The sequence below is a fragment of the Shinella sp. 1A1 genome (assembly GCF_055379515.1).
The window spans coordinates 324,133-346,355 of record NZ_AP039672.1 but is presented as its reverse complement, the minus strand read 5'-3'; the positions used below and the strand labels follow the sequence as shown (position 1 = coordinate 346,355).

The 22,223-nt window shown below is 65.1% G+C and carries 19 protein-coding genes; 8 read left to right on the top strand and 11 right to left on the bottom strand.

Features of this window, described 5'->3' with window-relative positions:
* Positions 1-69: 69 nt before the first annotated feature.
* The 8 genes from ACZ48C_RS18410 to ACZ48C_RS18375 all read left to right on the top strand — a co-directional run bounded on the left by ACZ48C_RS18410 (position 70) and on the right by ACZ48C_RS18375 (position 8,172).
* Positions 70-1,182, top strand: a complete 1,113-nt coding sequence (locus tag ACZ48C_RS18410; RefSeq protein WP_464783573.1) for a branched-chain amino acid ABC transporter substrate-binding protein — start codon at positions 70-72, stop codon at positions 1,180-1,182.
* A gap of 67 nt (positions 1,183-1,249) precedes the next feature.
* Complete coding sequence (locus ACZ48C_RS18405) at positions 1,250-2,167, top strand: ABC transporter permease subunit (protein WP_318914177.1); 918 nt, start codon at positions 1,250-1,252, stop codon at positions 2,165-2,167.
* A gap of 11 nt (positions 2,168-2,178) precedes the next feature.
* Complete coding sequence (gene livM / locus ACZ48C_RS18400; protein WP_464783572.1) at positions 2,179-3,480, top strand: high-affinity branched-chain amino acid ABC transporter permease LivM; 1,302 nt, start codon at positions 2,179-2,181, stop codon at positions 3,478-3,480.
* Positions 3,477-4,295 carry an ABC transporter ATP-binding protein gene (locus tag ACZ48C_RS18395; protein ID WP_318914174.1) on the top strand — a complete coding sequence of 273 codons (819 nt, stop codon included), beginning with the start codon at positions 3,477-3,479 and terminating at the stop codon, positions 4,293-4,295. The genes livM and ACZ48C_RS18395 overlap by 4 nt, the downstream gene beginning before the upstream one ends.
* Complete coding sequence (locus ACZ48C_RS18390) at positions 4,292-5,011, top strand: ABC transporter ATP-binding protein (protein WP_464783571.1); 720 nt, start codon at positions 4,292-4,294, stop codon at positions 5,009-5,011. The genes ACZ48C_RS18395 and ACZ48C_RS18390 overlap by 4 nt, the downstream gene beginning before the upstream one ends.
* Before the next feature lie 12 nt (positions 5,012-5,023).
* Positions 5,024-6,454: an aldehyde dehydrogenase family protein gene (locus ACZ48C_RS18385; protein WP_464783570.1), complete on the top strand. Its 1,431-nt coding sequence runs from the start codon at positions 5,024-5,026 to the stop codon at positions 6,452-6,454.
* Positions 6,455-6,465: 11 nt separating this feature from the next.
* The gene (locus ACZ48C_RS18380; RefSeq protein WP_464783569.1) at positions 6,466-7,215 is read left to right on the top strand and encodes an electron transfer flavoprotein subunit beta/FixA family protein; all 750 of its coding nucleotides are present in this window, start codon (positions 6,466-6,468) and stop codon (positions 7,213-7,215) included.
* A gap of 27 nt (positions 7,216-7,242) precedes the next feature.
* Positions 7,243-8,172, top strand: coding sequence for an electron transfer flavoprotein subunit alpha/FixB family protein (locus ACZ48C_RS18375; protein ID WP_464783568.1), 930 nt, complete (start codon positions 7,243-7,245; stop codon positions 8,170-8,172).
* A gap of 43 nt (positions 8,173-8,215) precedes the next feature.
* Here ACZ48C_RS18375 and ACZ48C_RS18370 read toward each other — a convergent pair whose 3' ends face one another.
* The 11 genes from ACZ48C_RS18370 to ACZ48C_RS18320 form a co-directional block, all read right to left on the bottom strand.
* Positions 8,216-9,118: a LysR substrate-binding domain-containing protein gene (locus ACZ48C_RS18370; protein WP_119254936.1), complete on the bottom strand. Its 903-nt coding sequence runs from the start codon at positions 9,116-9,118 to the stop codon at positions 8,216-8,218.
* 65 nt (positions 9,119-9,183) lie between these two features.
* Positions 9,184-10,389, bottom strand: coding sequence for an NAD(P)/FAD-dependent oxidoreductase (locus ACZ48C_RS18365; RefSeq protein ID WP_464783567.1), 1,206 nt, complete (start codon positions 10,387-10,389; stop codon positions 9,184-9,186).
* Entirely contained in the window at positions 10,386-11,204 is an 819-nt protein-coding gene (locus ACZ48C_RS18360; RefSeq protein WP_464783566.1) for an NAD-dependent epimerase/dehydratase family protein, read from the bottom strand. The genes ACZ48C_RS18365 and ACZ48C_RS18360 overlap by 4 nt, the downstream gene beginning before the upstream one ends.
* Positions 11,205-11,216: 12 nt before the next feature.
* On the bottom strand, positions 11,217-12,422 hold the full coding sequence (locus ACZ48C_RS18355) for a pyridoxal phosphate-dependent aminotransferase (protein WP_464783565.1): 1,206 nt from the start codon (positions 12,420-12,422) through the stop codon (positions 11,217-11,219).
* Positions 12,419-14,038 carry a hydantoinase B/oxoprolinase family protein gene (locus ACZ48C_RS18350; RefSeq protein ID WP_460927528.1) on the bottom strand — a complete coding sequence of 540 codons (1,620 nt, stop codon included), beginning with the start codon at positions 14,036-14,038 and terminating at the stop codon, positions 12,419-12,421. The genes ACZ48C_RS18355 and ACZ48C_RS18350 overlap by 4 nt, the downstream gene beginning before the upstream one ends.
* A 2-nt stretch (positions 14,039-14,040) precedes the next feature.
* Positions 14,041-16,119, bottom strand: a complete 2,079-nt coding sequence (locus tag ACZ48C_RS18345; protein ID WP_464783564.1) for a hydantoinase/oxoprolinase family protein — start codon at positions 16,117-16,119, stop codon at positions 14,041-14,043.
* The gene (locus ACZ48C_RS18340) at positions 16,116-17,792 is read right to left on the bottom strand and encodes a thiamine pyrophosphate-dependent enzyme (RefSeq protein ID WP_464783563.1); all 1,677 of its coding nucleotides are present in this window, start codon (positions 17,790-17,792) and stop codon (positions 16,116-16,118) included. The genes ACZ48C_RS18345 and ACZ48C_RS18340 overlap by 4 nt, the downstream gene beginning before the upstream one ends.
* Positions 17,782-18,393 carry an SDR family oxidoreductase gene (locus tag ACZ48C_RS18335; RefSeq protein WP_119254929.1) on the bottom strand — a complete coding sequence of 204 codons (612 nt, stop codon included), beginning with the start codon at positions 18,391-18,393 and terminating at the stop codon, positions 17,782-17,784. Before ACZ48C_RS18335 ends, ACZ48C_RS18340 begins: the two co-directional genes overlap by 11 nt.
* A 170-nt stretch (positions 18,394-18,563) precedes the next feature.
* Positions 18,564-18,959 carry a PAS domain S-box protein gene (locus tag ACZ48C_RS18330; protein WP_318914155.1) on the bottom strand — a complete coding sequence of 132 codons (396 nt, stop codon included), beginning with the start codon at positions 18,957-18,959 and terminating at the stop codon, positions 18,564-18,566.
* A gap of 31 nt (positions 18,960-18,990) precedes the next feature.
* Positions 18,991-20,724: a glycerol-3-phosphate dehydrogenase/oxidase gene (locus tag ACZ48C_RS18325; RefSeq protein WP_464783562.1), complete on the bottom strand. Its 1,734-nt coding sequence runs from the start codon at positions 20,722-20,724 to the stop codon at positions 18,991-18,993.
* The gene (locus ACZ48C_RS18320) at positions 20,721-22,223 is read right to left on the bottom strand and encodes an FGGY-family carbohydrate kinase (RefSeq protein WP_464783561.1); all 1,503 of its coding nucleotides are present in this window, start codon (positions 22,221-22,223) and stop codon (positions 20,721-20,723) included. The genes ACZ48C_RS18325 and ACZ48C_RS18320 overlap by 4 nt, the downstream gene beginning before the upstream one ends.

The following is a 22,223-nucleotide window of genomic DNA, read 5'->3' as shown; positions in this document are numbered from 1 at the left end:
TGACAACAACAGATGCGGAGCGAACCGTATCCCACTGAAGAGTTTAACGGCTTAACCAGAGGGAAGCCCATGATCCAGATTTCGAAAATCCTGGCGGCGACTGCCATCGCCTCCACCCTGTTTCTCGCCCCGGCCTTCGCCGACACGGTCAAGATCGGCGTCGCCGGTCCCTATACCGGCGCGAACGCCACGTTCGGCGAGCAGGTCTTCGCAGGCGTCTCCGCCTATGTGAACGAAGTGAACGCCGCCGGCGGCATCGACGGCAAGCAGATCGAGCTGGTCAAGGGCGACGACGCCTGCGAGCCGAAGCAGGCCGTTGCCGTCGCCAACCGCTTCGTCGACCAGGACAAGGTGCAGGCCGTGATCGGCCACTTCTGCTCCTCGAGCACGATCCCCGCCTCCGAGATCTACAACGACGCCGGCATCCTCGAAATGGCGCCGGCATCCACCAATCCGACGGTGACCGAGCGCGGCCTCGAAACCGTGTTCCGCGGCTGCGGCCGTGACGACCAGCAGGCGGTCGTCGCCGGCGACTTCATCCTCGACACGCTGAAGCGCGACAAGATCGCCCTGATCCATGACAAGGACACCTATGGCCAGGGCCTCGTGGACGCCGTCAAGAAGACCATTCAGGCGCGCGGCATCGAGCCGGTTCTCTATGAGGGGCTGACGCGCGGCGAACGAGACTTCAACGCGCTCGTCACCAAGATCAAGAGCACGGGCGCGAACGCCGTCTATTTCGGTGGCCTCATTCCCGAAGGCGGCCCGCTGATCCGCCAGATCCGCGAACAGGGCCTCGACGTCGTCTTCATCAGCGGCGACTCCTTCGCGCAGAAGGAACTGATCGCGGCTGCCGGCGGCCCGGCCAACCTGAAGGACGTCTATTATTCGGCAACGCCCGATCCGCTCGCCGACCCGTCCACCAAGGGCGTTCAGGATGCGCTGAAGGCAGCCGGCGTCGCCCCGGCCAACTACACGCTCTACGGCTATGCGAATGCGCAGGCCGTCGTCGGCGCGCTCAAGGCCGGCGCGGACATCAAGGCCCAGACGGACTGGCTGCGCAGCAACACGGTCGATTCCGCCATCGGCAAGATCACCTGGGACGAGAAGGGCGACATCAAGGACTTCCAGTTCGTCTTCTACGATTTCGACGACCAGGGAAATCCGGTCCTCGTCAAGTAAGGCGGCATCGCCGGCCGGAACATCATCCGGCCGGCCTCACCGTGCCCGAAATTCAGGGGGTTCACGTATGGATGTCTATATCCTCATCCAGCAACTGTTCAACGGCGTCACGCTCGGCACGATCTACGGGCTGATCGCCGTCGGATACACCATGGTCTATGGCGTCATCCGCATGATCAACTTCGCCCATGGCGACGTCTACATGGTCTCGGCCTATATCGCCGCGATCACCCTTGCCGTGCTCACCTTCTTCGGCATCCAGTCCGTACCCTTCGCGCTGATCTCGGTGCTGGTGATCACCTGCGCCATCACCGCCGTCTACGGCTGGGCCATCGAGCGCGTCGCCTACCGTCCCCTGCGCGGCTCCACCAAGCTCGCTCCCCTGATTTCCGCCATCGGCATCTCGCTGATGCTGCAGAGCTACGTGCAGATCTCGCAAGGCGCGCGCGATCAGGGCGTGCCGACGCTCATCAGCGGCGCCTTCCGCTTCGGCGACGACACCCATTTCGCGCAGATCACCTACATGCAGACGGTGATCCTGCTCGCCGCGCTGATCGCCATGGGCATCCTCACCTATGTGATCACCTATACGCGCATCGGCCGCGAATGCCGCGCCACGCAGCAGAACATCCGCATCTCCGCCGTGCTCGGCGTCAACACCGACCGCATCATCTCGACCGTCTTCGTCATCGGCGCCGCGACGGCCGCCGTGGGCGGCACGCTCGTCACCTTCAACTACGGCTCCTTCAACTTCTTCATCGGCTTCGTCATGGGCATCAAGGCCTTCACCGCGGCCGTCCTCGGCGGCATCGGCTCGCTGCCAGGCGCCGTGCTCGGCGGCGTGCTGCTCGGCCTGACGGAGGCGCTGTTCGCCGGCTATGTCAGCACCGACTACAAGGACGTCTTCGCCTTCGCACTGCTCATCGTTCTCCTGTTCTTCCGCCCCTACGGCCTGCTCGGCCGGCCGGAAATCCAGAAAGTGTGAGGGGCAGGACCATGGAACAGAACCGCTTCCTCACCCTCGCCAAACAGGCGCTCCTCACCTTCACCGTCTCGCTCATCCTCTTCGGCCCGATCTCCGGCTTGGTGCTGGAAGGCTTTTCCTTCCGCAACGAGCTGACACGCGCCGTGCTGCTGGCCGCCATCGTCACCGCGGGCCGCATCGCGCTGTCGCTGGTCGGCATGACGGCCCTGGGCCGGAAGCTCGCCGGCAGGGCCGCCAGCAGCGGCAGCGGCGTCACGGTCATGACGGGCAAGGAGAAGTCGCCCGTCCTCATCCTCGGGCTGATCTTCCTTGCCGGGCTCGCCCTTCCCTTCTTTGCCGACAAGTATTTCCTCGGCATCGCGATCCTCGCGTTGATCTACTGCCTGCTCGGCCTCGGGCTCAACATCGTCGTCGGCCTTGCCGGCCTGCTCGATCTCGGCTTCGTCGCCTTCTATGCGGTCGGGGCCTATCTTCTGGCGCTCGGCGCGCAATATCTCGGCCTCGGCTTCTGGAGCGCGCTCGTCATCGCGCCGTTCCTCGCCGGGTTCTGCGGCATGGTGCTCGCCTTCCCGGTCCTGAAGATGCATGGCGACTATCTCGCCATCGTCACCCTCGGCTTCGGCGAGATCATCCGTCTCGTACTCAACAACTGGCTGGACTTCACCGGCGGCCCGAACGGCGCGCCCGTACCGCCGCCGACGCTCCTCGGCCTCGAATTCACCCGCACGGCCAAGCAGGGCGGCGTGCCGCTGCACGATTATTTCGGCATCACCTACAGCGCCGACTACAAGTTCTGGTTCATCTACTTCGTGCTGTTCCTCGTCGTCTGCCTCGTCGTCTATGCCGTCGAACGCCTGCGCGTCATGCCGCTCGGCCGCATGTGGGAAGCACTGCGCGAAGACGAGATCGCCTGCCGCTCGCTCGGCGTGAACCATGTCTTCACCAAGCTCACGGCCTTCATGCTCGGCGCTTCGACCGGTGGTCTCGCCGGCGTGTTCTTCGCCGTCCACCAGGGCTTCGTGAACCCGACCTCCTTCACCTTCTTCGAATCCGCGCTCATCCTTGCCATCGTCGTGCTCGGCGGGCTCGGCTCCACGGTCGGCGTCATCGCCGCCGCCCTTGTGCTGACGATCCTGCCCGAACTGCTGCGCGACTTTGCCGAATACCGCGTGCTGATCTTCGGCGTCCTGATGGTGGTCATGATGATCTGGAAGCCGCGCGGTCTCGTGCACATCAAGCGCCCGGCCTTCTTCCCCAGCACGGCCGCGGAGCGGGACATTCCTCTTGCGGCAAAGCCGGAGGCTGCCCGATGAACACGCCTCTCCTCGACGTTCGCAACGTTACCATGCGCTTCGGCGGCATCGTCGCCAACCGCAATGTCAGCTTCGCCGTGGAGCGCGGCGCGGTGACGGCCCTCATCGGCCCAAACGGCGCCGGCAAGACGACGATGTTCAACTGCATCACCGGCTTCTACCGCGCCAGCGAAGGCGAGATCGTGCTGAACGGCCGTGACGGCGCCGAGGATATCGGCGCGCTGATGACGCGGCCCATCACCGGCGGCTCGCATCTCGTCACCCGCGCCGGCATCGCCCGCACCTTCCAGAACATCCGCCTCTTCAAGGAAATGTCCGTCGTCGAGAACCTGCTGGTCGCCCAGCATCTGGTCACGGCCAACAACCTTCTCTCCGGCATCTTCCGCACGCCGGCCTTCCGCCGGGCCGAGCGCGAGGCCGTGGACCGGGCCTATCACTGGCTCGGCGAGATGAACCTCACCGACGACGCCAACCGTCTTGCCGGCGAGTTGCCCTACGGCCGCCAGCGCCGCCTCGAGATCGCCCGCGCCATGTGCACGGGTCCGCAACTCATCTGCCTCGACGAACCGGCCGCCGGCCTCAACCCGTCCGAAACGCGCGAGCTCTCCGAGGTCATCCAGCGGCTGTGCCGCGAACACGGCCAGACGGTGCTCGTCATCGAGCACGACATGGGCCTCGTGATGCGCATTTCCCAGCACATCGTCGTGCTCGACCACGGCGAGGTGATTTCCGACGGCACGCCCGAGCATGTGGCGAACGACCCCGCCGTCATCGCCGCCTATCTCGGCGTCAGCGAAGAGGACGTAGAAGCATGAGCGAGGCACCCCTGCTCGAATTTTCCGGCGTGCGCGCGCATTACGGCCCGGTCGAGGCGCTGAAGGATGTGAACGTCCACATCTTCAAGGGCGAGATCGTCAGCCTGATCGGCGCCAACGGCGCCGGCAAGACGACGCTTCTCTCCTCGATCTTCGGTGCGCCACGCGCGTCCTCGGGGCATATCCTGCACAAGGGCGAGGACATTTCCCGCGTGCCGACCAACCGGATTTCCCGCCGCGGCATCGCGCTGGTGCCGGAAGGCCGGCAAATTTACCAGGATATGAGCGTCGAGGAGAACATGATGATGGGCACGACGCCCATCGGCATGGCGCATTTCGACGAGGACCGGGCGACGATGTTCGATCTCTTCCCGCGCCTCAAGGAGCGCCGCAACCAGACGGCCGGCACCATGTCCGGCGGCGAACAGCAGATGCTCGCCATCGCCCGCGCCATGATGGCCCGTCCGGAACTGATCCTCTTCGATGAACCCTCGCTCGGCCTCGCCCCGCTCGTCGTCAAGCGTGTCTTCGAGGTGCTGAGCGAGATCGCCGCCATGGGCAAGACGATCTTCCTCGTGGAGCAGAACGCCAACCACGCGCTGAAACTTTCCCAGCGCGCCTACGTCATGGTGAACGGCCGCATCCACCTTTCCGGCGAAAGCGCCGCCCTTCTCGACAACGAAGATGTCCGCAAGGCCTATCTCGGCCTGCACTGAACGGAAAAGACAATGCTGCACAAGAACCTGATTGCCGGCGAATGGGTCTCCGGCGACGCTTCGGCGAACATCAATCCTTCCGACACAAACGACGTCGTCGGCAACTATGCCCGCGCCAGCGCCGAGGACACGAAGGCCGCCATCGCCGCCGCCAGGGCCGCGCTGCCTGCCTGGTCCCGCTCCGGCATCCTGGAACGCCATGCAATCCTGAAGAAGGCCAGCGACGAAATCCTCGCCCGCAAGGAAGAGCTCGGCCGCCTGCTTGCCCGCGAAGAGGGCAAGACGCTGCCGGAAGCCATCGGCGAAGTCACCCGCGCCGGCCAGATCTTCGATTTCTTCGCCGGCGAAACCCTGCGCCTTTCCGGTGAGGTGCTGCCCTCGGTGCGTCCGAATATCGGCGTCGAGATCACCCGCGAGGCCGTCGGCGTCGTCGGCATCATCACGCCCTGGAATTTTCCGATCGCCATTCCCGCCTGGAAGATCGCGCCCGCGCTCGCCTACGGCAACACGGTCGTCCTGAAGCCCGCCGATCTCGTGCCGGGCTCCGCCTGGGCGCTCGTCGATATCCTGCACCGTGCCGGCACACCGGCCGGCGTCGTCAATCTCGTCATGGGCCGCGGCAGCGTCGTCGGCCAGACGCTGCTCGACAGTCCCGACGTCAACGCGCTGACCTTCACCGGTTCCGTCGGCACGGGCAAGCGGGTCGCGCTCGCCTCGGTCGAGCACAATCGCAAGTTCCAACTCGAAATGGGCGGCAAGAACCCCTTCGTCGTGCTCGACGATGCCGATCTTGCCGTCGCCGTCGAGGCGGCCGCCAATTCGTCCTTCTTCTCGACCGGCCAGCGCTGCACCGCGTCCTCGCGCCTGATCGTCACCGAGGGCATTCACGACCGTTTCGTCGCCGCATTGACGGACCGCCTGAGGGGCCTTGTCATCGATGACGCCCTCAGGGCCGGCACCCATATCGGCCCCGTCGTCGACGAAAGCCAGTTGAAGCAGGATGCCGATTATATCGACATCGGCCGCTCGGAAGGCGCAAGGCTGGCATTCGGCGGCGAAAGGCTGGAGCGGGAAACGCCCGGCTTCTATCTTTCGCCCGCCCTCTTCACTGAGACAACCAACGATATGCGCATCGCGCGCGAGGAAATCTTCGGCCCGGTCGCTGCCGTCATCCGCGTGAAGGATTACGACGAGGCGCTGGCCGTCGCCAACGATACCAGCTTCGGACTTTCGTCCGGCATCGCCACGACAAGCCTCAAGCATGCGACCCATTTCAAGCGCAACTCGGAAGCCGGCATGGTCATGGTCAACTTGCCGACGGCCGGCGTCGATTTCCACGTGCCCTTCGGCGGCCGCAAGGGCTCGTCCTACGGCCCGCGCGAGCAGGGCCGCTATGCCGCCGAGTTCTACACCACCGTCAAGACCGCCTATACGCTCGCCTGAGGATCCCGCCCATGAAACTTCTCGTGCCCATCAAGCGTGTTGTTGACTACAACGTAAAGATCCGTGTGAAGTCGGATGGCTCGGGTGTCGAGCTTGCCAATGTGAAGATGTCGATGAACCCGTTCGACGAGATCTCGGTCGAGGAGGCCCTGCGGCTGAAGGAAGCCGGCAAGGCCGAGGAAGTGGTCGTCGTGTCGATCGGTCCCGCGAAGGCCGAAGAGACGCTGCGCACCGCGCTCGCCATGGGCGCCGACCGCGCCGTGCTGGTCGAGACGGAAGACGCCGTCGAGCCGCTGGCGGTTGCCAAGATCCTCAAGGGTGTGGCCGAGGCCGAACAGCCGGGCCTCATTATCGTCGGCAAGCAGGCGATCGACGACGACTCGAACCAGACCGGCCAGATGCTCTCGGCCCTCCTCGGCTGGGCGCAGGCCACCTTCGCCTCCAAGGTGGAGATCGGTTCCGGCTCGGCGCAGGTCACCCGCGAAGTCGACGGCGGTCTGCAGACCATCGAGGTCAAGCTTCCGGCGGTCGTCACGACCGACCTTCGCCTCAACGAGCCGCGTTATGCCTCGCTGCCGAACATCATGAAGGCGAAGAAGAAGCCGCTCGACAAGAAGGCACCGGCCGATTTCGGCGTCGATACGAGCCCGCGCCTGAAGGTGCTGAAGACCGAGGAGCCGTCCGGCCGCAAGGCGGGCGTCAAGGTCAAGTCGGTCGCCGAGCTGGTCGAAAAGCTCAAGACCGAAGCCGGCGTGCTTTGATCGGCGAGATTTGAGGAGATTACGATAATGGCCATTCTTCTTCTGGCAGACCACGACAACGCTCACCTTTCCGACCAGACCGCCAAGGCGCTGACGGCAGCGAGCAAGATCGGCTCGGACGTGCATGTGCTCGTCGCCGGCAGCAATGCCAAGGCTGCGGCCGATGCGGCCGCCAGGCTCTCGGGCGTGACGAAGGTGTTGCTCGCCGACGATGCCAGCCTCGGCAACAATCTTGCCGAACCGCTGGCCGCGCTCATCGTGTCGCTGGCCGGCAACTATGACGCCATCGTTTCGGCCGCGACCTCGGTCGGCAAGAACGTGCTGCCGCGCGTTGCCGCCCTGCTCGACGTCGCGCAGGTCTCGGAGATCGTCGAGGTCGTCTCGGCCGACACGTTCAAGCGTCCGATCTATGCGGGCAATGCCATCCAGACGGTTCAGTCCACCGATGCGAAGAAGGTGATCACCGTTCGCACCGCGTCCTTCGCCGCAGCCGGTGAAGGCGGTAGCGCCACGGTCGAGACCATCCCGGCTGCCGCGAACCCGGGCCTGTCCACCCACGTCAAGGATGCCCTGTCCTCGTCCGACCGTCCGGAGCTGACGTCTGCCAAGATCATCATCTCGGGCGGCCGTGCGCTCGGCTCGTCTGAAAAATTCCAGGAAGTGATCCTTCCGGTCGCCGACAAGCTGGGTGCCGCCGTCGGTGCGTCGCGCGCGGCCGTCGATGCCGGCTATGCGCCGAACGACTGGCAGGTCGGGCAGACGGGCAAGGTGGTTGCCCCGCAGCTCTACATCGCCTGCGGCATCTCGGGCGCCATCCAGCACCTTGCCGGCATGAAGGACAGCAAGGTCATCGTCGCCATCAACAAGGACGAGGAGGCGCCGATCTTCCAGGTCGCAGACTACGGCCTCGTCGGCGATCTCTTCGAAATCCTCCCGGAGCTTGAGAAGGCCCTCTGAGCCGGTTGCACGAAGGGGTTCTCTCGCGCCCCTTCTTGAAGCTTCACCATTGTTCGGCAGAAATCCAGTCGCAAAAGACAGAGATGATCTTTACGCGCTTATGGGCTTTCGGAACGACGAGGTAGAAGCCGGGGACGTCCTTCTTGTCCATCGTCTCGAGGATATCGATGCCGAGCGGCGCGACCAGCGTGCCCGCCTCGATATCGGCGAGCGCATCGAGCTTTGAAACGAGGCCGACGCCGATGCCGGAAATGCTGCCCCTGCGCATCGTCGCGGCATCCTGGAACTCGATCTCGCCGGCCATCTCCATCGACGGCAGGCCGAGATGCGCCAGCACCTTGCGCCAGAGGTCCCGCGCCATGACGGGATGGAGCAGCGTCATGCGGCCGAGATCGGCGGGCGAAGAGATCTGCCTCGCCAGTTCCGGCGAACAGCAGATGATCTTCGGATCGTGCATCAGCAACCGGACATCATATTCCTTCCAGTTGCCGAAGCCCCACTGGATGGAGACGTCCACCTCGTCCGCCGCGAAGTCGCGGACATTCACCATCGTCGTCAGGCGGATATCGGCGCCGGGCATGAGCTGACGAAAGCGCTCGAGCCGCTCCATCAGGTAACGGGTGGCGAAATACGGACTGACATTGATGTTGATGCGGTTGCGATAAGTCGAATTGGTGACCCGGCGGATGCCTTCGGTAAATTCGTCGAAACCCGCCTGAATGAAATGCGAGAGGATGATCGCATGCTCGGTCGGCTCGATGACCCGCGCCTTCCGCTCGAACAACGGAACGTGCAGGGTATCCTCAAGCAGCTTGATCTGCTGGCTGATGGCCTGCGGCGTGACGAGAAGCTCGTCCGCCGCGCTGCGAAACGTCCCCTGGCGCATGACGGCCCAGAAGGCGCGCAACGCATTGAGAGGGGGAAGCCGCGTATGTTGTCCAGCCAAGTCACCCTCCGGCAGGCGATTTTCAATGACGACCGGCCCCGCCGTGCGGGCGGAGCCGGCGGTCGTTATATCACAGCTTTTTCGAGGAAGGGGCGGTTCTCCACGATCCGCTCATAGCCGACTTCCGTCAGGTCCAGTGTGCGATACTCGCCATAGACGATCAGCTCGGAAACACCCCGCCCCGTTGCCGGTCCCTGCTGCAGGCCGTGGCCGGAAAACCCGTTGGCGAAGACGAAATTGCGCACCGTGGGATGGCGGCCGACGACCAGATTGTGGTCCAGCGTGTTGAAGTCGTAATGACCCGCCCACTGGTTCACCACCTTGATCGCCTCGAAGGCGGGCGAGCGTTCGGCGAGCGCCGGCCAGATGATTTCCTCGAACTCTTCGTAGCGCGGCTCGAAATCGTCCCAGTCGGCCGCCGGGTCCTCGACGGGCGCGCAGCCCGTCAGGAAGAAACGGCCTTCCGGCCGGCAGAAGACGCCGGAGGGATCGATCATCAGCGGCAGCCGCCCCTGGTTGACGCGTGCGGTCCCCTCGGGCGTGCTGGCGCAATCGAACACGAACAGGGTCCGCTTGCGTGGCTCGACCGGAATATCGAGGCCAGCCATGCGGGCGGTGAGCGCCGCGCGGGGACCGGAGGCGTTGACGACCGTACCGGCCTTGACGACCGCGCCCGACTTCAACGTCACCGACGTCACCCGGTCGCCGTCACGGCCGATGGCCACGGCTTCGTCCGTGACATAATCGACGCCGAGCGAGCGGGCCTTGTTCTTGAAGCCGTACATCAGGCCGGTATTGTTGAACCAGCCCTCGCCGGAACGGCCATAGGAGGCCAGTTCGATATCCGCGACATTGAGATGCGGGAAGGCGTCTGCCAGTTCGTCGCGGTTCCAGAGCACGACATCGGCGCCGCAGGAAACCTGCGCCTCGTGGTTCTCCCTGAGAACCTGCGCCTGCTCCGGGGTATTGGCCAGGAAGAGATAGCCGCCCGAATGGAAGCCGAGATCCGGCCTGTCGCCCTCGACCTGCATCATCTCACCGAAATTGCGGATGACCTGCGAGCCGTACTGGCTGATCTTCACGTTGATCGGATTGGAAAACTGCGTGCGGATCGAGGAGGACGACAGCGAGGTCGCCGCCTGCAGATAGGTCGGATCGCGTTCGATGACGAGCACCGACCCGTCGAAATCGGGATTGGCCGCGAGATAATAGGCGACGGCGGAGCCGATCACCGCGCCGCCGACGATGACGACGTCATACTGGTCTTTCATTTCGATGCCTCATCATTGGGGTGGCCGATATCGACGAACCAACCACCGAGATAAAGGGTGGACGGTGCCTTGGGATCGACCGGCGGCTTTTCCGCCTCGACCTTGGCGCGGAAGCGCTCGGTATTGTCCTGCGGCACGTAACCGAGATGGCCGGCCCTCGAATTGTCGACCGGCTTGACGGCATTGTCGGAGAGGCCGAAGCTGATCGTGTGGCCGACGCGCGGCGCAGTCAGGCTGGCGGTGACGAGGCGGATGCAATCCTCGAAGGACAGCCAGGACCAGAGCATGCGGCGATCCGCCGGCTCCGGGAAGGAGGAGAAGATGCGCAGGCACACGCTCTCCAGCCCGAACTTGTCCCAGTAGAAGCGGCTGAGCGCCTCGACGAAGCATTTGGAAACACCGTAGAGGCTATCGGGCCGCACCGGCGCATCCGTATCGATATGGCCTTCAAGCGTGTGATAGCCGATCGCATGGACCGAAGAAGCGTAGACGACGCGCTTGACGCCGTGCTTCCGGGCAGCCTCGTAAATGTGGTAACTGCCACGGATATTGGCGTCGAGAATATCTTCCCAAGGGCGTTCCAGCGGCACGCCGCCGAAATGCACGACGGCGTCGACGCCATCGACCGCCTTCATCACGGCGGCCTCGTCGGCGAGGTCGAAGACCATCGCCTCTTCGTTCGGCTGAATATCCTTGATTTCCGCGACATCCGCGAGCCGCAGCCGGTCGGCCAGCGGCGCGAGGCCGCGGCGCAGTTCCGTACCGAGACGGCCGGCCGCCCCCGTGATCAGGATGGTCTTGTAGGGTTTGGACATTCTTCCTTCCAATCAGAATTCGAGTTTGGAAACGGCTTCGCCGATACGCTTCACTGCCTCGGCCAGGACCCCGTCGGAGGTCGCGGTGGAGATGCGGAAGAACGGCGACAGGCCATAGGCCGTGCCGGGAACGGCCGCCACATGGCCCTCGTCGAGAAGATACTTCGCGACGGCGACATCGTCGTCCAGCGTCTTTCCGGCCGGCGTCTTCGCGCCGATCAGCGCGGCGCAGCCGATATAGGCGTAGAAGGCGCCCTCCGGCGGGTCGAGGCTCAGCGCGTTGATCTTCGCGATGCCCTCGACAACGAGGTTGCGGCGGCGCTCGAAGGCGGTGCGGAACTCGGCGACACAGTCCTGCGGCCCCTCCAGCGCCGCCCTCGCCGCGATCTGCGCCGGAGCCGAGACGGAGGTGCAGGACTGGCTCTGGATCGTCGCCATCGCCTTGATCAGGTCCCTCGGACCTGCGGCATAGCCGACGCGCCAGCCGGTCATGGCATAGGCCTTGGACATGCCGTTGACGATCAGCGAACGGTCGCGCAATTCCGGGCAGGCCGCACCGAAGGAGACGAAGCTGCGCCCGTCGAAGAGGATGTGCTCGTAGATCTCGTCCGAAAGCACCATCACTTTCGGATAGTTCGCCAGCACCGCGCCGAGCGCCTTCAACTGCGCCTCGGTATAGACTGCGCCCGAAGGATTGCCCGGCATGTTGAGGAACAGCCAGCGGGTCTTGTCCGTCAGCGCCGCCTCCAGCACCTCCGGCGTCAGGCGAAAGCCGTTTTCGGCCGGGCAGGCCGGGGTGACCGGCACGCCGCCGAAAAGCTTCACCATTTCCGGATAGGAGACGAAGTACGGCGCGGGCAGGATCGCTTCGTCCCCCTCCTCCACCGTCGCCATCAGCGCATTGAAGATGATCTGCTTGGCGCCGTTGGCGACCGCGATCTCGTCGATGGCGTAGTCGAGGCCGTTCTCGCGTTTGAACTTGGCGACGATCGCCTTGCGAAGCTCCACCGTGCCGAGCGAGGCGGTGTAGAGCATGCGCTCCGTGCGCGCCGCCGCGAAGGCGGCCTCGGTGATGTGGGCGGGGGCCGGAAAATCCGGCTCGCCGAGACCGAGGTCGATCACGTCGACACCGGTGGCCGCCAGATCCTTGGCGGCCTGCGAAACGGCCATGGAGGCGGAGGGTTTGACGGCGGAAAGCCGGCTGGCGATATGGCTCATTGCTTCTTCTCCGTCACATAGCCCTTGGAAAGGTCTTCGGCCGTTGCCTCGGCCGAGCGCTCGGCGGGGTTTCCAAAGCCGCCGCCGCCGGGCAGTTCCAGCACCAGCTTGCGGCCTGCCGGCACATGCTGCCAGCCCTTCGGCCGCAGCTTCGTGCCGTCATCGAGCCTGGCCGAACCGGGCGCTCCGTCTTCGCCGCCATCGCGGCCGCGCGGCGGGGTCGCGATGCGGTCGAACATCGCCGAAAAGTCGAACTCATGGCCTTCCGCCGGCGCGATCTCGATGATCTGGCCGAGGCCGCCGCGATATTTGCCGGCACCGCCGGAATCGGGGCGCAACTCCTTGCGCCAGACGACGATGGGGCCGGTATGCTCGGTCGCCTCGATCGGCATCGTATGGACGCCGGAAGGGAAGGCGGTCGAAGATAGGCCGTCGATGCCCGGGCGCGCGCCCATGCCGCCCGAGTTGAACATCAGCACCTCGGCACGGCGGCCGGCGGAGCCCGCAACCGGCCGGGCCGAAATATGGATGTTCCACAGGGCGGCCGCGCCTTCGGCGAGAATCTGGCCGGGCAGCGCCTTGGCGAGCGCGCCGAGAACGAGATCCGGCACCATATGGCCGATGACGTGGCGCACCGAAACCGGGGCCGGCCGCTCGGCATTCAGGATATTGGTCGGCGACGACACGTTGAAGGCGGCAAGGGACGCCGCGTTGTTCGGGATGTCGGGGGCGACCACGCATTTCAGCGCGTAGCAGGCATAGGCCTTGGTGTAGATCAGCGGCACGTTGATGCCCCAGCGGCTCATCGCGTCCGTGCCGGAGAAATCGACATTGACGCCCGTGTCGGTGATCGAGACTTCGGCCGCGAGCCTGATCGGCACGTCATAGCCGTCCGTCAGCATGTCATTCGTCCACGCGCCCTTCGGCAGGCCGGCGATACGCTCCATCGTCGCCGCATGCGTGCGCGACAGGATGAAGTCGCCGAGCGTGTCGAGGTTGTCGTAGCCGACCTCGACCAGCATCTCGATCAGCCGCTTGTGGCCGACATCGTTGCAGGCGGCGAGCGAATAGAAGTCGCCGATCACCTGGTTCGGCTCGCGCACATTGAGGCGCAGTATCTTCAGGAGATCCTTGTTCACCACGCCGCGCTCGGCGAATTTCATGATCGGGATCTGGATGCCTTCCTCATAGACCGACTTGCCGTCCGCCCCGAAGCCGCGACCGCCGACATCCACCACATGCGCCGTGCAGGCGAAGAAGCCGATCAGCTCCTCGCCCTTGAAGGAGGGCGAGACCATGGTGATGTCGTGCAGGTGGCCGGTGCCCTTCCAGGGGTCGTTGGTCACATAGGTATCGCCCGGATACATTTCCTCGCGCGGAATTTCGGCGATGAAATGCAGCACCGCCTCGGCCATGGTGTTGACGTGGCCGGGCGTGCCGGTGACGGCCTGGGCAAGCATCTCGCCCTTGGCGTTGTAGACGCCGGCCGAAAGGTCGCCCGCCTCGCGGACGGAAGTGGAAAACGCGGTGCGCAGCAGCGTCAGCGCCTGTTCCTCGACCACCGAGATCAGGCGGTTCCACATGACCTGCATGCGAATTTCATTGATATCGCTCATGATCAGTGACCCTTGCGCACGAGAAGAATGGTGCCGTCGATCTGGATGACGGCATCGAACGGCGACGTGACGATGGTGGAGGTTTCCCGCTCGACGATGACGGCGGGGCCGGTCACCCGCGCGCCCGGCGACAGCGTATCGCGCGGCACGATCGCCGTCTCCAGCGCCTTGCCCGACGCGGGATCGAAGACCGCCCTCGTCACGGGCACGGATGCGACGACACCGTCCGTTTCAAGGGTGAAGCGCTCGCCTTCGGGGCGAACGTCCTGCGCCTTTACCGACCAGGTGACGAATTCGATTTCCGGGCCTTCGACCGCACGGCCGAAGAACTGGGCATAGCGCTCCTTGAAGGCAGCCTCGATCATTGCGGTATCCGCCGCCGTGAAGGCACGATCGGGCAGCGCCACGGGAATCTCCCAGCCTTGGCCGGCATAACGCATGAAGGCGGTGATCTCGCGCACGATCGCGCCATCCGTTCCGGCGCGCACGAAGCCTTCGGCGGTCGCCTTCAGGTCGTCGAGCATGGTGTTTACCGCGCCGGCATCGAATTTCGACAGGCGCATGATCTTGGAGGCCAGCGCTTCATAACCGAACGGCGCCTTGAGGAAGCCGATGGCCGAGCCCACGCCCGCCCCCTGCGGGATGAGGCACTGGTCGACGCCGAGCTTCTCGCAGAGCCGGGCGGCATGCAGGGGAGCTGCGCCGCCGAAGGCGATCATGATGTTTTCCGAGATGTTCTTGCCGTTCTCGACCGCATGGACGCGCGCCGCATTGGCCATGTTCTCGTCCACCACCTCGACGATGCCGAAGGCGGCGGCTTCGGTCGCCAGCTTCAGCCTGTCGCCGACATCGCGAGCAATCGCCGCGCTGGCATTGTCGACCGAAAGCCTGATCTTGCCGCCGGCGAAATTGTCGGGGTCGAGCTTGCCGAGCACGAGGTCCGCATCGGTGATCGCCGGGCGTTCGCCGCCGCGCTGGTAGCAGGCCGGGCCCGGTTCCGAAGCTGCGGATTCAGGGCCGGCCTGGATGCGGCCCATGGCATCGACCCAGGCGATGGAACCGCCGCCGGCGCCGATCTCGATCATCTCGATCACCGGAATGGAGATCGGCATGCCCGACCCTTTGCAGAAGCGATAGGTGCGCGCGACCTCGAAAGTGCGCGCCGTATGCGGCTGATAGTCCTCGATGAGGCAGATCTTCGCCGTCGTGCCGCCCATGTCGTAGGAGACGACGCGCTCGAGGCTGAAGCGGCGGGCGATATCGGCGGCGAAGATCGCCCCGCCCGCCGGGCCGGATTCGACGAGCCGCACCGGAAACTCCGAGGCCGTCTCCACCGAGATGAGGCCGCCGCCGGAATGAATCATGAAGACCGGGCATTCCGCCCCCATCTCCTTCAGCCGCACCTGCAGGCGCGAGAGGTAATCGGCCATCTGCGGGCGCACATAGGCATTGGCGCAAACCGTGTTGAAGCGCTCGAACTCGCGCATCTGCGGCGAGACTTCCGACGAGATCGAGATCGGGATCGAGAGCTTCTTAGACAGGATTTCGCGGGCGCGCTCCTCGTGCCGCGGATTCATGTAGGAATGGATGAAGCCGATGGCGACGGCTCCGAAGCCGCGTTCCGCGATGACGTTCGCCAGAGCCTCCAGCGCCGCCTCGTCGAGCGGCTGAAGCTCCCTGCCCTGTGCATCGATGCGGCCCTTGACCGGGAAGCGATCCTCGCGCGGGATCAGCGGCTTCGGCAGGACTAGGCTGAGATCGTATTGCTCGAAACGGTTTTCCGTGCGCATCTCGATGACGTCGCGGAAGCCTTCCGTCGTCACCAGCGCGGTTTTGGCGCCACGGCGTTCGATAAGCGCGTTCGTGGCGAGCGTCGTGCCGTGGATGACGATGTCGATATCCTTCGGCGCGATCCCCGCATCCCGCACCACGATCTCGATGCCGTCGAGGATCGCCTGCTCGGGGGCCGCGTAATTGGTCAGCACCTTCGTGGAGAAGAGCTTGCCCCGCACATCGAGCGCGATGTCGGTAAAGGTCCCGCCGATATCGGCACCGAGGCGAATGTCGTGACGCTGTGTCATGCGGTTTCCTTTGCAGAAAGTGCTGCCTTGCGCATTTGGCTCAGCGTCTGGCGAGGGGTCAACGCCTCAGGTGAAATAGCGAGGTCGAGGAGAGCGCCGGTCTTCGATGCGCGAGCGCGCTCGAAAGCGGCGGCGAAGTCCGCCGTCGATTCCACCCGCTCGGCATGGAAGCCATAGGCTTTCGCCAGCGCGACGAAATCGGGATTGACCATCGTGGTGCCGGAAACGCGCTCGGGATAATGCCGCTCCTGATGGGCGCGGATCGTGCCGTAGATGCCGTTGTTGAGCAGCAGGATGATCGGCTGCGCCCCATGCTGAAGGGCGGTCGCCAGTTCCTGGCAGTTCATCTGGAAATCGCCGTCGCCGGCAAAACAGACGACCGTGCGCTCGGGATGGGCGACCTTTGCGGCCACGGCCGCCGGCACGCCATAGCCCATCGCGCCCGATTGCGGAGCGAGAAGCCGCGCCTTCGGCCCGAACCTGAAGAACTTGTTGGGCCAGACCGTGAAGTTGCCCGCGCCGTTGGTCAGGATCACGTCCTCCGGCAGGACGTCGTTCAGCAGCGCCGTGACCTTGCCCATGTCGACGGGCGACGGCAGGTCGGGGAGATCGAAGCCCTTCTCATAGGCGGCACGCCCCTTGGCCCGCCATTCCGCCCATCCGCCCTTGACGGGCTCCAGCGCGCCGAGCGCATGCGCGAAGGCGTTCGGACCGGCGTGAATGCCGAGCGCCGGCCGATAGACCTTGCCGATTTCAAGGTCCGAGCCGTGGACGTGGATGATCTGCTGGCGGGGCTGCGGAACGTCGAACAGCGTGTAGCCGTCCGTGGAATTCTCCCCGAAACGGTTGTTGATGGCGAGGATGACATCGGCCTCGCGCAGCAGTTCCTTGACGGAAGCGACCATCCCGACCCCGGCCTCGCCGCAGAAGGTCGGCGAGGTGTTGTCATACTGATCCTGATAGCGGAAGACGGAAACGACCGGAATGTCGGATGCCTCGGCGAACCGCTGGACGGCGGCCATGGAGCCCTCGGCCCAGTTGCAGCCGCCATAGAGAATGACGGGGCGCCTAGCGCCTTCCAGCATCTCCCGCACGCGTTGCATGCCCACGGCCGACGGCGCGGGTTCGGCGATCTCCACGGGACCGGACAGCGGCGCGGCCGCGGTGAGCGAAGTCAGCATATCCTCTGGCAGGGCGATGACGATCGGGCCGGGACGACCCGAGACGGCAAGCGTCCAGGCACGAGAAAGGATTTCCGGGATGCGCTCGACCTGGTCGATCTCGACCGCCCATTTCGCCATGGTGCCGAAGACGGCCTTGTAGTCCACTTCCTGGAAGGCTTCCCGGCCCTTCATGTCGGTCCCGACCTGGCCCACGAAAAGGATCATGGGCGCGGAATCCTGCATCGCCGTATGCACGCCGATCGAGGCATTGGTGGCGCCCGGACCACGGGTCACGAAGCAGATACCCGGATGGCCGGTCAGCTTGCCGTAGGCCGCCGCCATGAATGCCGCTCCGCCCTCATTGCGGCACAGAACGTAGTCGAGGCGTCCGCCCGTGTCGTGCAGCGCATCGAGCACCGCGAGATAGCTTTCCCCCGGCACCCCGAAGCTCTTCGTCGCGCCTAGCGCCAGGAGGCACTCGACGAGCAGCTGCCCTCCATTACGTTCCATGTCCGTATTCCTGTCGTTCGATGAATTGAGATTGAAAGCCGCCTGTTGACAGCAGCGAAAGGACCTGCGGCCCCAAATGCTGGAACGGCGGCTCTCCCAAAGAAAGGCGATGAACGGATACGCCGCTGCCCCGGGTCTCATCAGCAAGCGCGCGCGAGAACCCGTCGATCGCCCCCGCGACGGTCCGTTCGATCGCACCATTCGCGTTGCTGCCATCCAGGGAGAGCATCACGAACGCACCGCGGCCTCGCTCGATCATCGAGGGCAGGACGGCGCGCGTGACATGCAGCATGGCGGACAGATTGACTTCAAGAGCCATGTCGATGTCCGCTTCCGCAAGACCGAGAAAACGGTTCTCTTCGGGCCAGCGGAGGGCGGCATGGACGAGGACATCGGTTTCGAGGCCTTCCGCAACGGAGCGGACGTATTCGCGATCCGTCAGATCCATGGCCAGCGGCACGATCCCGTGTTCGCCGCGCATCTCGTCAAGCGCGACGCGATCACGACCGAGCGCGTGCACTTCCCAGCCTACTTTTGCAAGCGAAGTGGCGATCGCGCGTCCGGGAGCACGCGTCGCCCCCGTGACAAGTGCTTTCGTCATCACACGATTCCCATGAGGCAAGTCAGAAGATGCCTGCACAGGCCATCGGCTTAAACGAAGAAATTGGCACCCTTAGACAAGTTCTTCTTGTGTCCCGACGGCAGCATGCTTTCCGGCACCCCACGACATCGTATTCGCATGGAAATCCGGCCTGACAGCGACTGCAGCGGCTATCGGGCCGCTTTTGCCCGCTCTCGCTCAACTCTCTCGGTCGCATCTCGCGCCACAGCAACAGAACCGACGACGCAATCGGAGGACCGGACGAGTGCGAAACTCATCTCGACGTAAAGCCTGCGCCCCGTCTTGTGTGTTGCCCTGGTCAGTGTCGGCCGGCCATTCAGCTTCAATTGCCCCGCCTTGACGGCGGAATCGAAGCCGGCCCAGTGCGCGTTCCGCAGATGCGGTGGAATGATGAGATCGAGCGATTCACCGATGGCCTCGCCCTTTTCGAAACCGAAAAGCGCAGTCGATGCGCCGTTCCACCCAGCTATCTTTCCATCGACCGTCGCAAAGATCAGGGCGTCCGCCATCTGGTCCAGAATGAAAGTGGCGATGGCGTCGTCCATTGGCAGGGCCCTCCGCGCTCCTTCCGCGACCTCAGATAAATCGAGGCCGCGATCCTGTCAGCCCGGATACGTCGATCCGATGCAGCTTGCGGTAACGATATACCAACCGTTCCAATTCCGCCGCCCGCCGCGCGTCATCCCAGCGACGAAACAGTCCGATGACGCCGACCAGTTCCTCCAGCGCATCGTGGCCCAGCGGCCGCTCCAGGAACACCGAGCTGCGCCCGAAGAGAAAATCTTCGGCGTGCAGGACCAGTTCCGTATCGCAGATGATCGCGATCTCCTCCCGAGAAAATTCCGGCAAGGAGGCCAAGAAGGTTTCGCCCTTCGCGAGCGCCGGCGCAACCGCTTTCGCGCGCGAGCCGTAGCGGGCGACAAGCTGGCGGGCCCTTTGGCGCGAAAGCCCGTGCTCATCCGTGATGGCGGACAACAGGCGCTCCGTCGGGGCAGAGGCCTGGGAAAGGCCCGCTCCGCCGCCGATGGGCAGATCCGTCGTCGAGGATGAGCGGCGCTTGCCCAGGTGGGCGAGTATCCTATCGGTCGCCTCGGCCGAAAAGGCCCGGAAGGTGGTCCATTTGCCGCCGACAAGCGAGACGATCGGGAAACGGCGCTCGCCTTCGGGGGGAAGTTCCGGCATCGAGTGATCGCGGCTGATGGCGCCGGGGTCGCTTGCATCGTTCGCCGGCAGGGGGCGAACGCCCGCATAGCTGAAGAAGATGCTCGAACGATCGACCGGAACCTGCGGGAAGAGCCGCCGGAACGCACCGAGGAGATAGTCCACCTCCTCGTCGTCGCAGGCCACGCCGTCGGGATCGTCGACAGGGATATCGGTGGAGCCTAGCAGCACATGTCCCATGAAGTTCGACAGGATGCAGATGCGCCCGCCCTCGGCCTCGAAATAGATCATGCGGCCGTGCAGGGTTTCGGCGAGGGCCGGAAGGTCGAGCAGGAGGTGGCTGCCCTTGGTGCCGCCGATCATCCGGCGCCCGGGGGCCGCGCTGGTATTCACCCGGTCGATCCAGGCGCCCGCGGCATTGACCAGCACGTCGCATGTCAGCGAAAACGCCTCGCCCGTGTCGGCATCCTGAAGCTCGACGCGGTTGCCGGCGATCCCGCTGAAACGCAGATGGTTCAGCGCCATGTTGCCCGGATTGGCGGCCATGCCGTCGAGGGCGAGCTCCACGACGAGCCGTTCGGGCGACGTGATCCAGGCGTCGTAGTAGGAGGCGGCGATCTTCAGGTCCGGGGCCAGATCGGGGATTTCGCGCAATATGTCCTGCCGCGCGATCATGCGGTGGCGCGGCATGGTCCGGTTCAGCGCGCCGTAGAGATCGTAGAGCCAGAGGCCCAGCTTGATCACCAGCGCGCCACGCTCCGTGATCTTCGCCGGCATGCGCAGGAACTTCCGCAACGCCGGAACGATGCCGCCGAACCAGGAATGGATCGGGATGATCATTTCGAGCGGCCGGACATAGTGCGCGGCATTGCGCAGCAGCCGATTGCGTTCCTCGGCGGATTCCCTGACCAGCCGGAATTCGCCCGTCTCCAGGTATTTGAGCCCACCGTGGATCATGCGTGAGGGGGCCCTACTGGCGCCGGCGCAGAAATCGCCCTGCTCGACGAGCAGGCAGCCGACGCCCTGGAGACTGAGGTCGCGGAACGTTCCCATGCCGTTGATCCCGCCGCCGACGATCAGGACGGGGACATGGCCGATGCGGCGCAGGGCCTCCAGCCGGGCTTCGCGCGTGGTGTCGCCTGCGCTCATGGGGCGGTCTTCTCCTTGTGGCGGTGCATGACCGTGTCGATGGCCTCGCGATAGCGGCCATAGCCGGCCTGAAGGCGGGGTACGGCCCGGCCCGGCTGGTAGATGCGCAGGTCCGGCGCGGTCCGCGCGGTCGCCTCCTCCCAGTCGCCGTAGACGTTCACGGCAATTCCGGCCGCGATGGCCGCACCAAGCGCCCCGGCCTCCGGCATTTCCGGCACTTCGACGCGGCGGTTCAGCGCATCGGCGAAGAGCTGGCCGAAGAAGGGATTGCGGCTGCTTCCGCCCGTCAGCCGCACCTTGCCGACGCTTCCGTCCGGGTCGATGAGATCGACATGGTGGCGGTGGTTGAAGACGATGCCCTCCGCAACGGCGCGCAGCATATGACCCCGCCCGTGCCAGCCGCGCAGCCCGAGAAAGGCCGCCGGCACATCCTCAGCATGGGGAGACCCGTAGAGATAGGGAAGGTAGACGATGTCGGAGGGATCGTCCGAGACGGCGTCCAGCTCGGCCTGAAGCAGGGCGAAGGGGTCACCGCCCGCCAGCGCGTCCCGCGCGGCCGTTCCAAGGAACCAGTCGAGATTGGCGCTGGAGGCGGGGGAAACCGACATGTTCATCCACTGGCCGGGGTACAATCCATTGCGCGCATTCCAGCCCACCGACGTTCCCGGCACGTCGACCAGCATTTCATTGATCGAATAGGTGCCGGCGATGACCGCGATCGTGCCGGCTTTCGTCACCCCGGCCCCGACGGCGCAGGCCGTTACGTCATGCAATCCGGTGGCAACCGGCGTGCCGGCCGCAAGCCCCGTGGCGCGGGCAGCCTCCTCGGTGACATATCCCGCGACCTCGCAGGGCATCAGCACGTCCGGAAGGGCATTCGCGACGGCGGTAAGGCCGAAGAGGGCGAGCGCCTCCTCGCTATAGCGTTGCGTTCCTATGTCGGTGAAGGCGACGCTTGCCTCGGTGAAATCGGTCGCCACCCTGCCCGTCAGGCAGAAGCGGAGCCAGTCCTTGCAGGAGAGGACGGCGGCGATCCGCTGGAAGCGTTCCGGCTCGTGCGCCTTCATATGGGCGAGCAGCGGCGCCGGGGAGGACGCGAAGGGGCGCTGCCCCGTCAGCTCCAGCGCCTTTTCCGATATGCCCGTCTCGTCCCAGTGGCACAGCAACGGCTGGGCGCGGCTGTCGAGCGAGGTGGCGGCAAGGCCGAGCGGCGCACCAGCGCCGTCGATCAGATAGAGGCCGTCGCCATGGCCCGCCACGGACACGGCAGCCGGGCGGACCGGCGCGCCGACACTGGCGCTCGCCTGTTCCAGCGCCTCGCGGATTGCTGCGGCGGAGGCTTGCCAATGCGCCGTCATGTCGCGCTCGACGTGCCGGGGCACGGCCTTGATCTGCGCGATCTCGCGGCGGGCAAGGGCCACGACCTTGCCGTCGTCCCGGAAGACGACGGCCTTGGTGACGGTCAGGCCGCTGTCCAGCCCCAGAAGATAGGCCGGCAT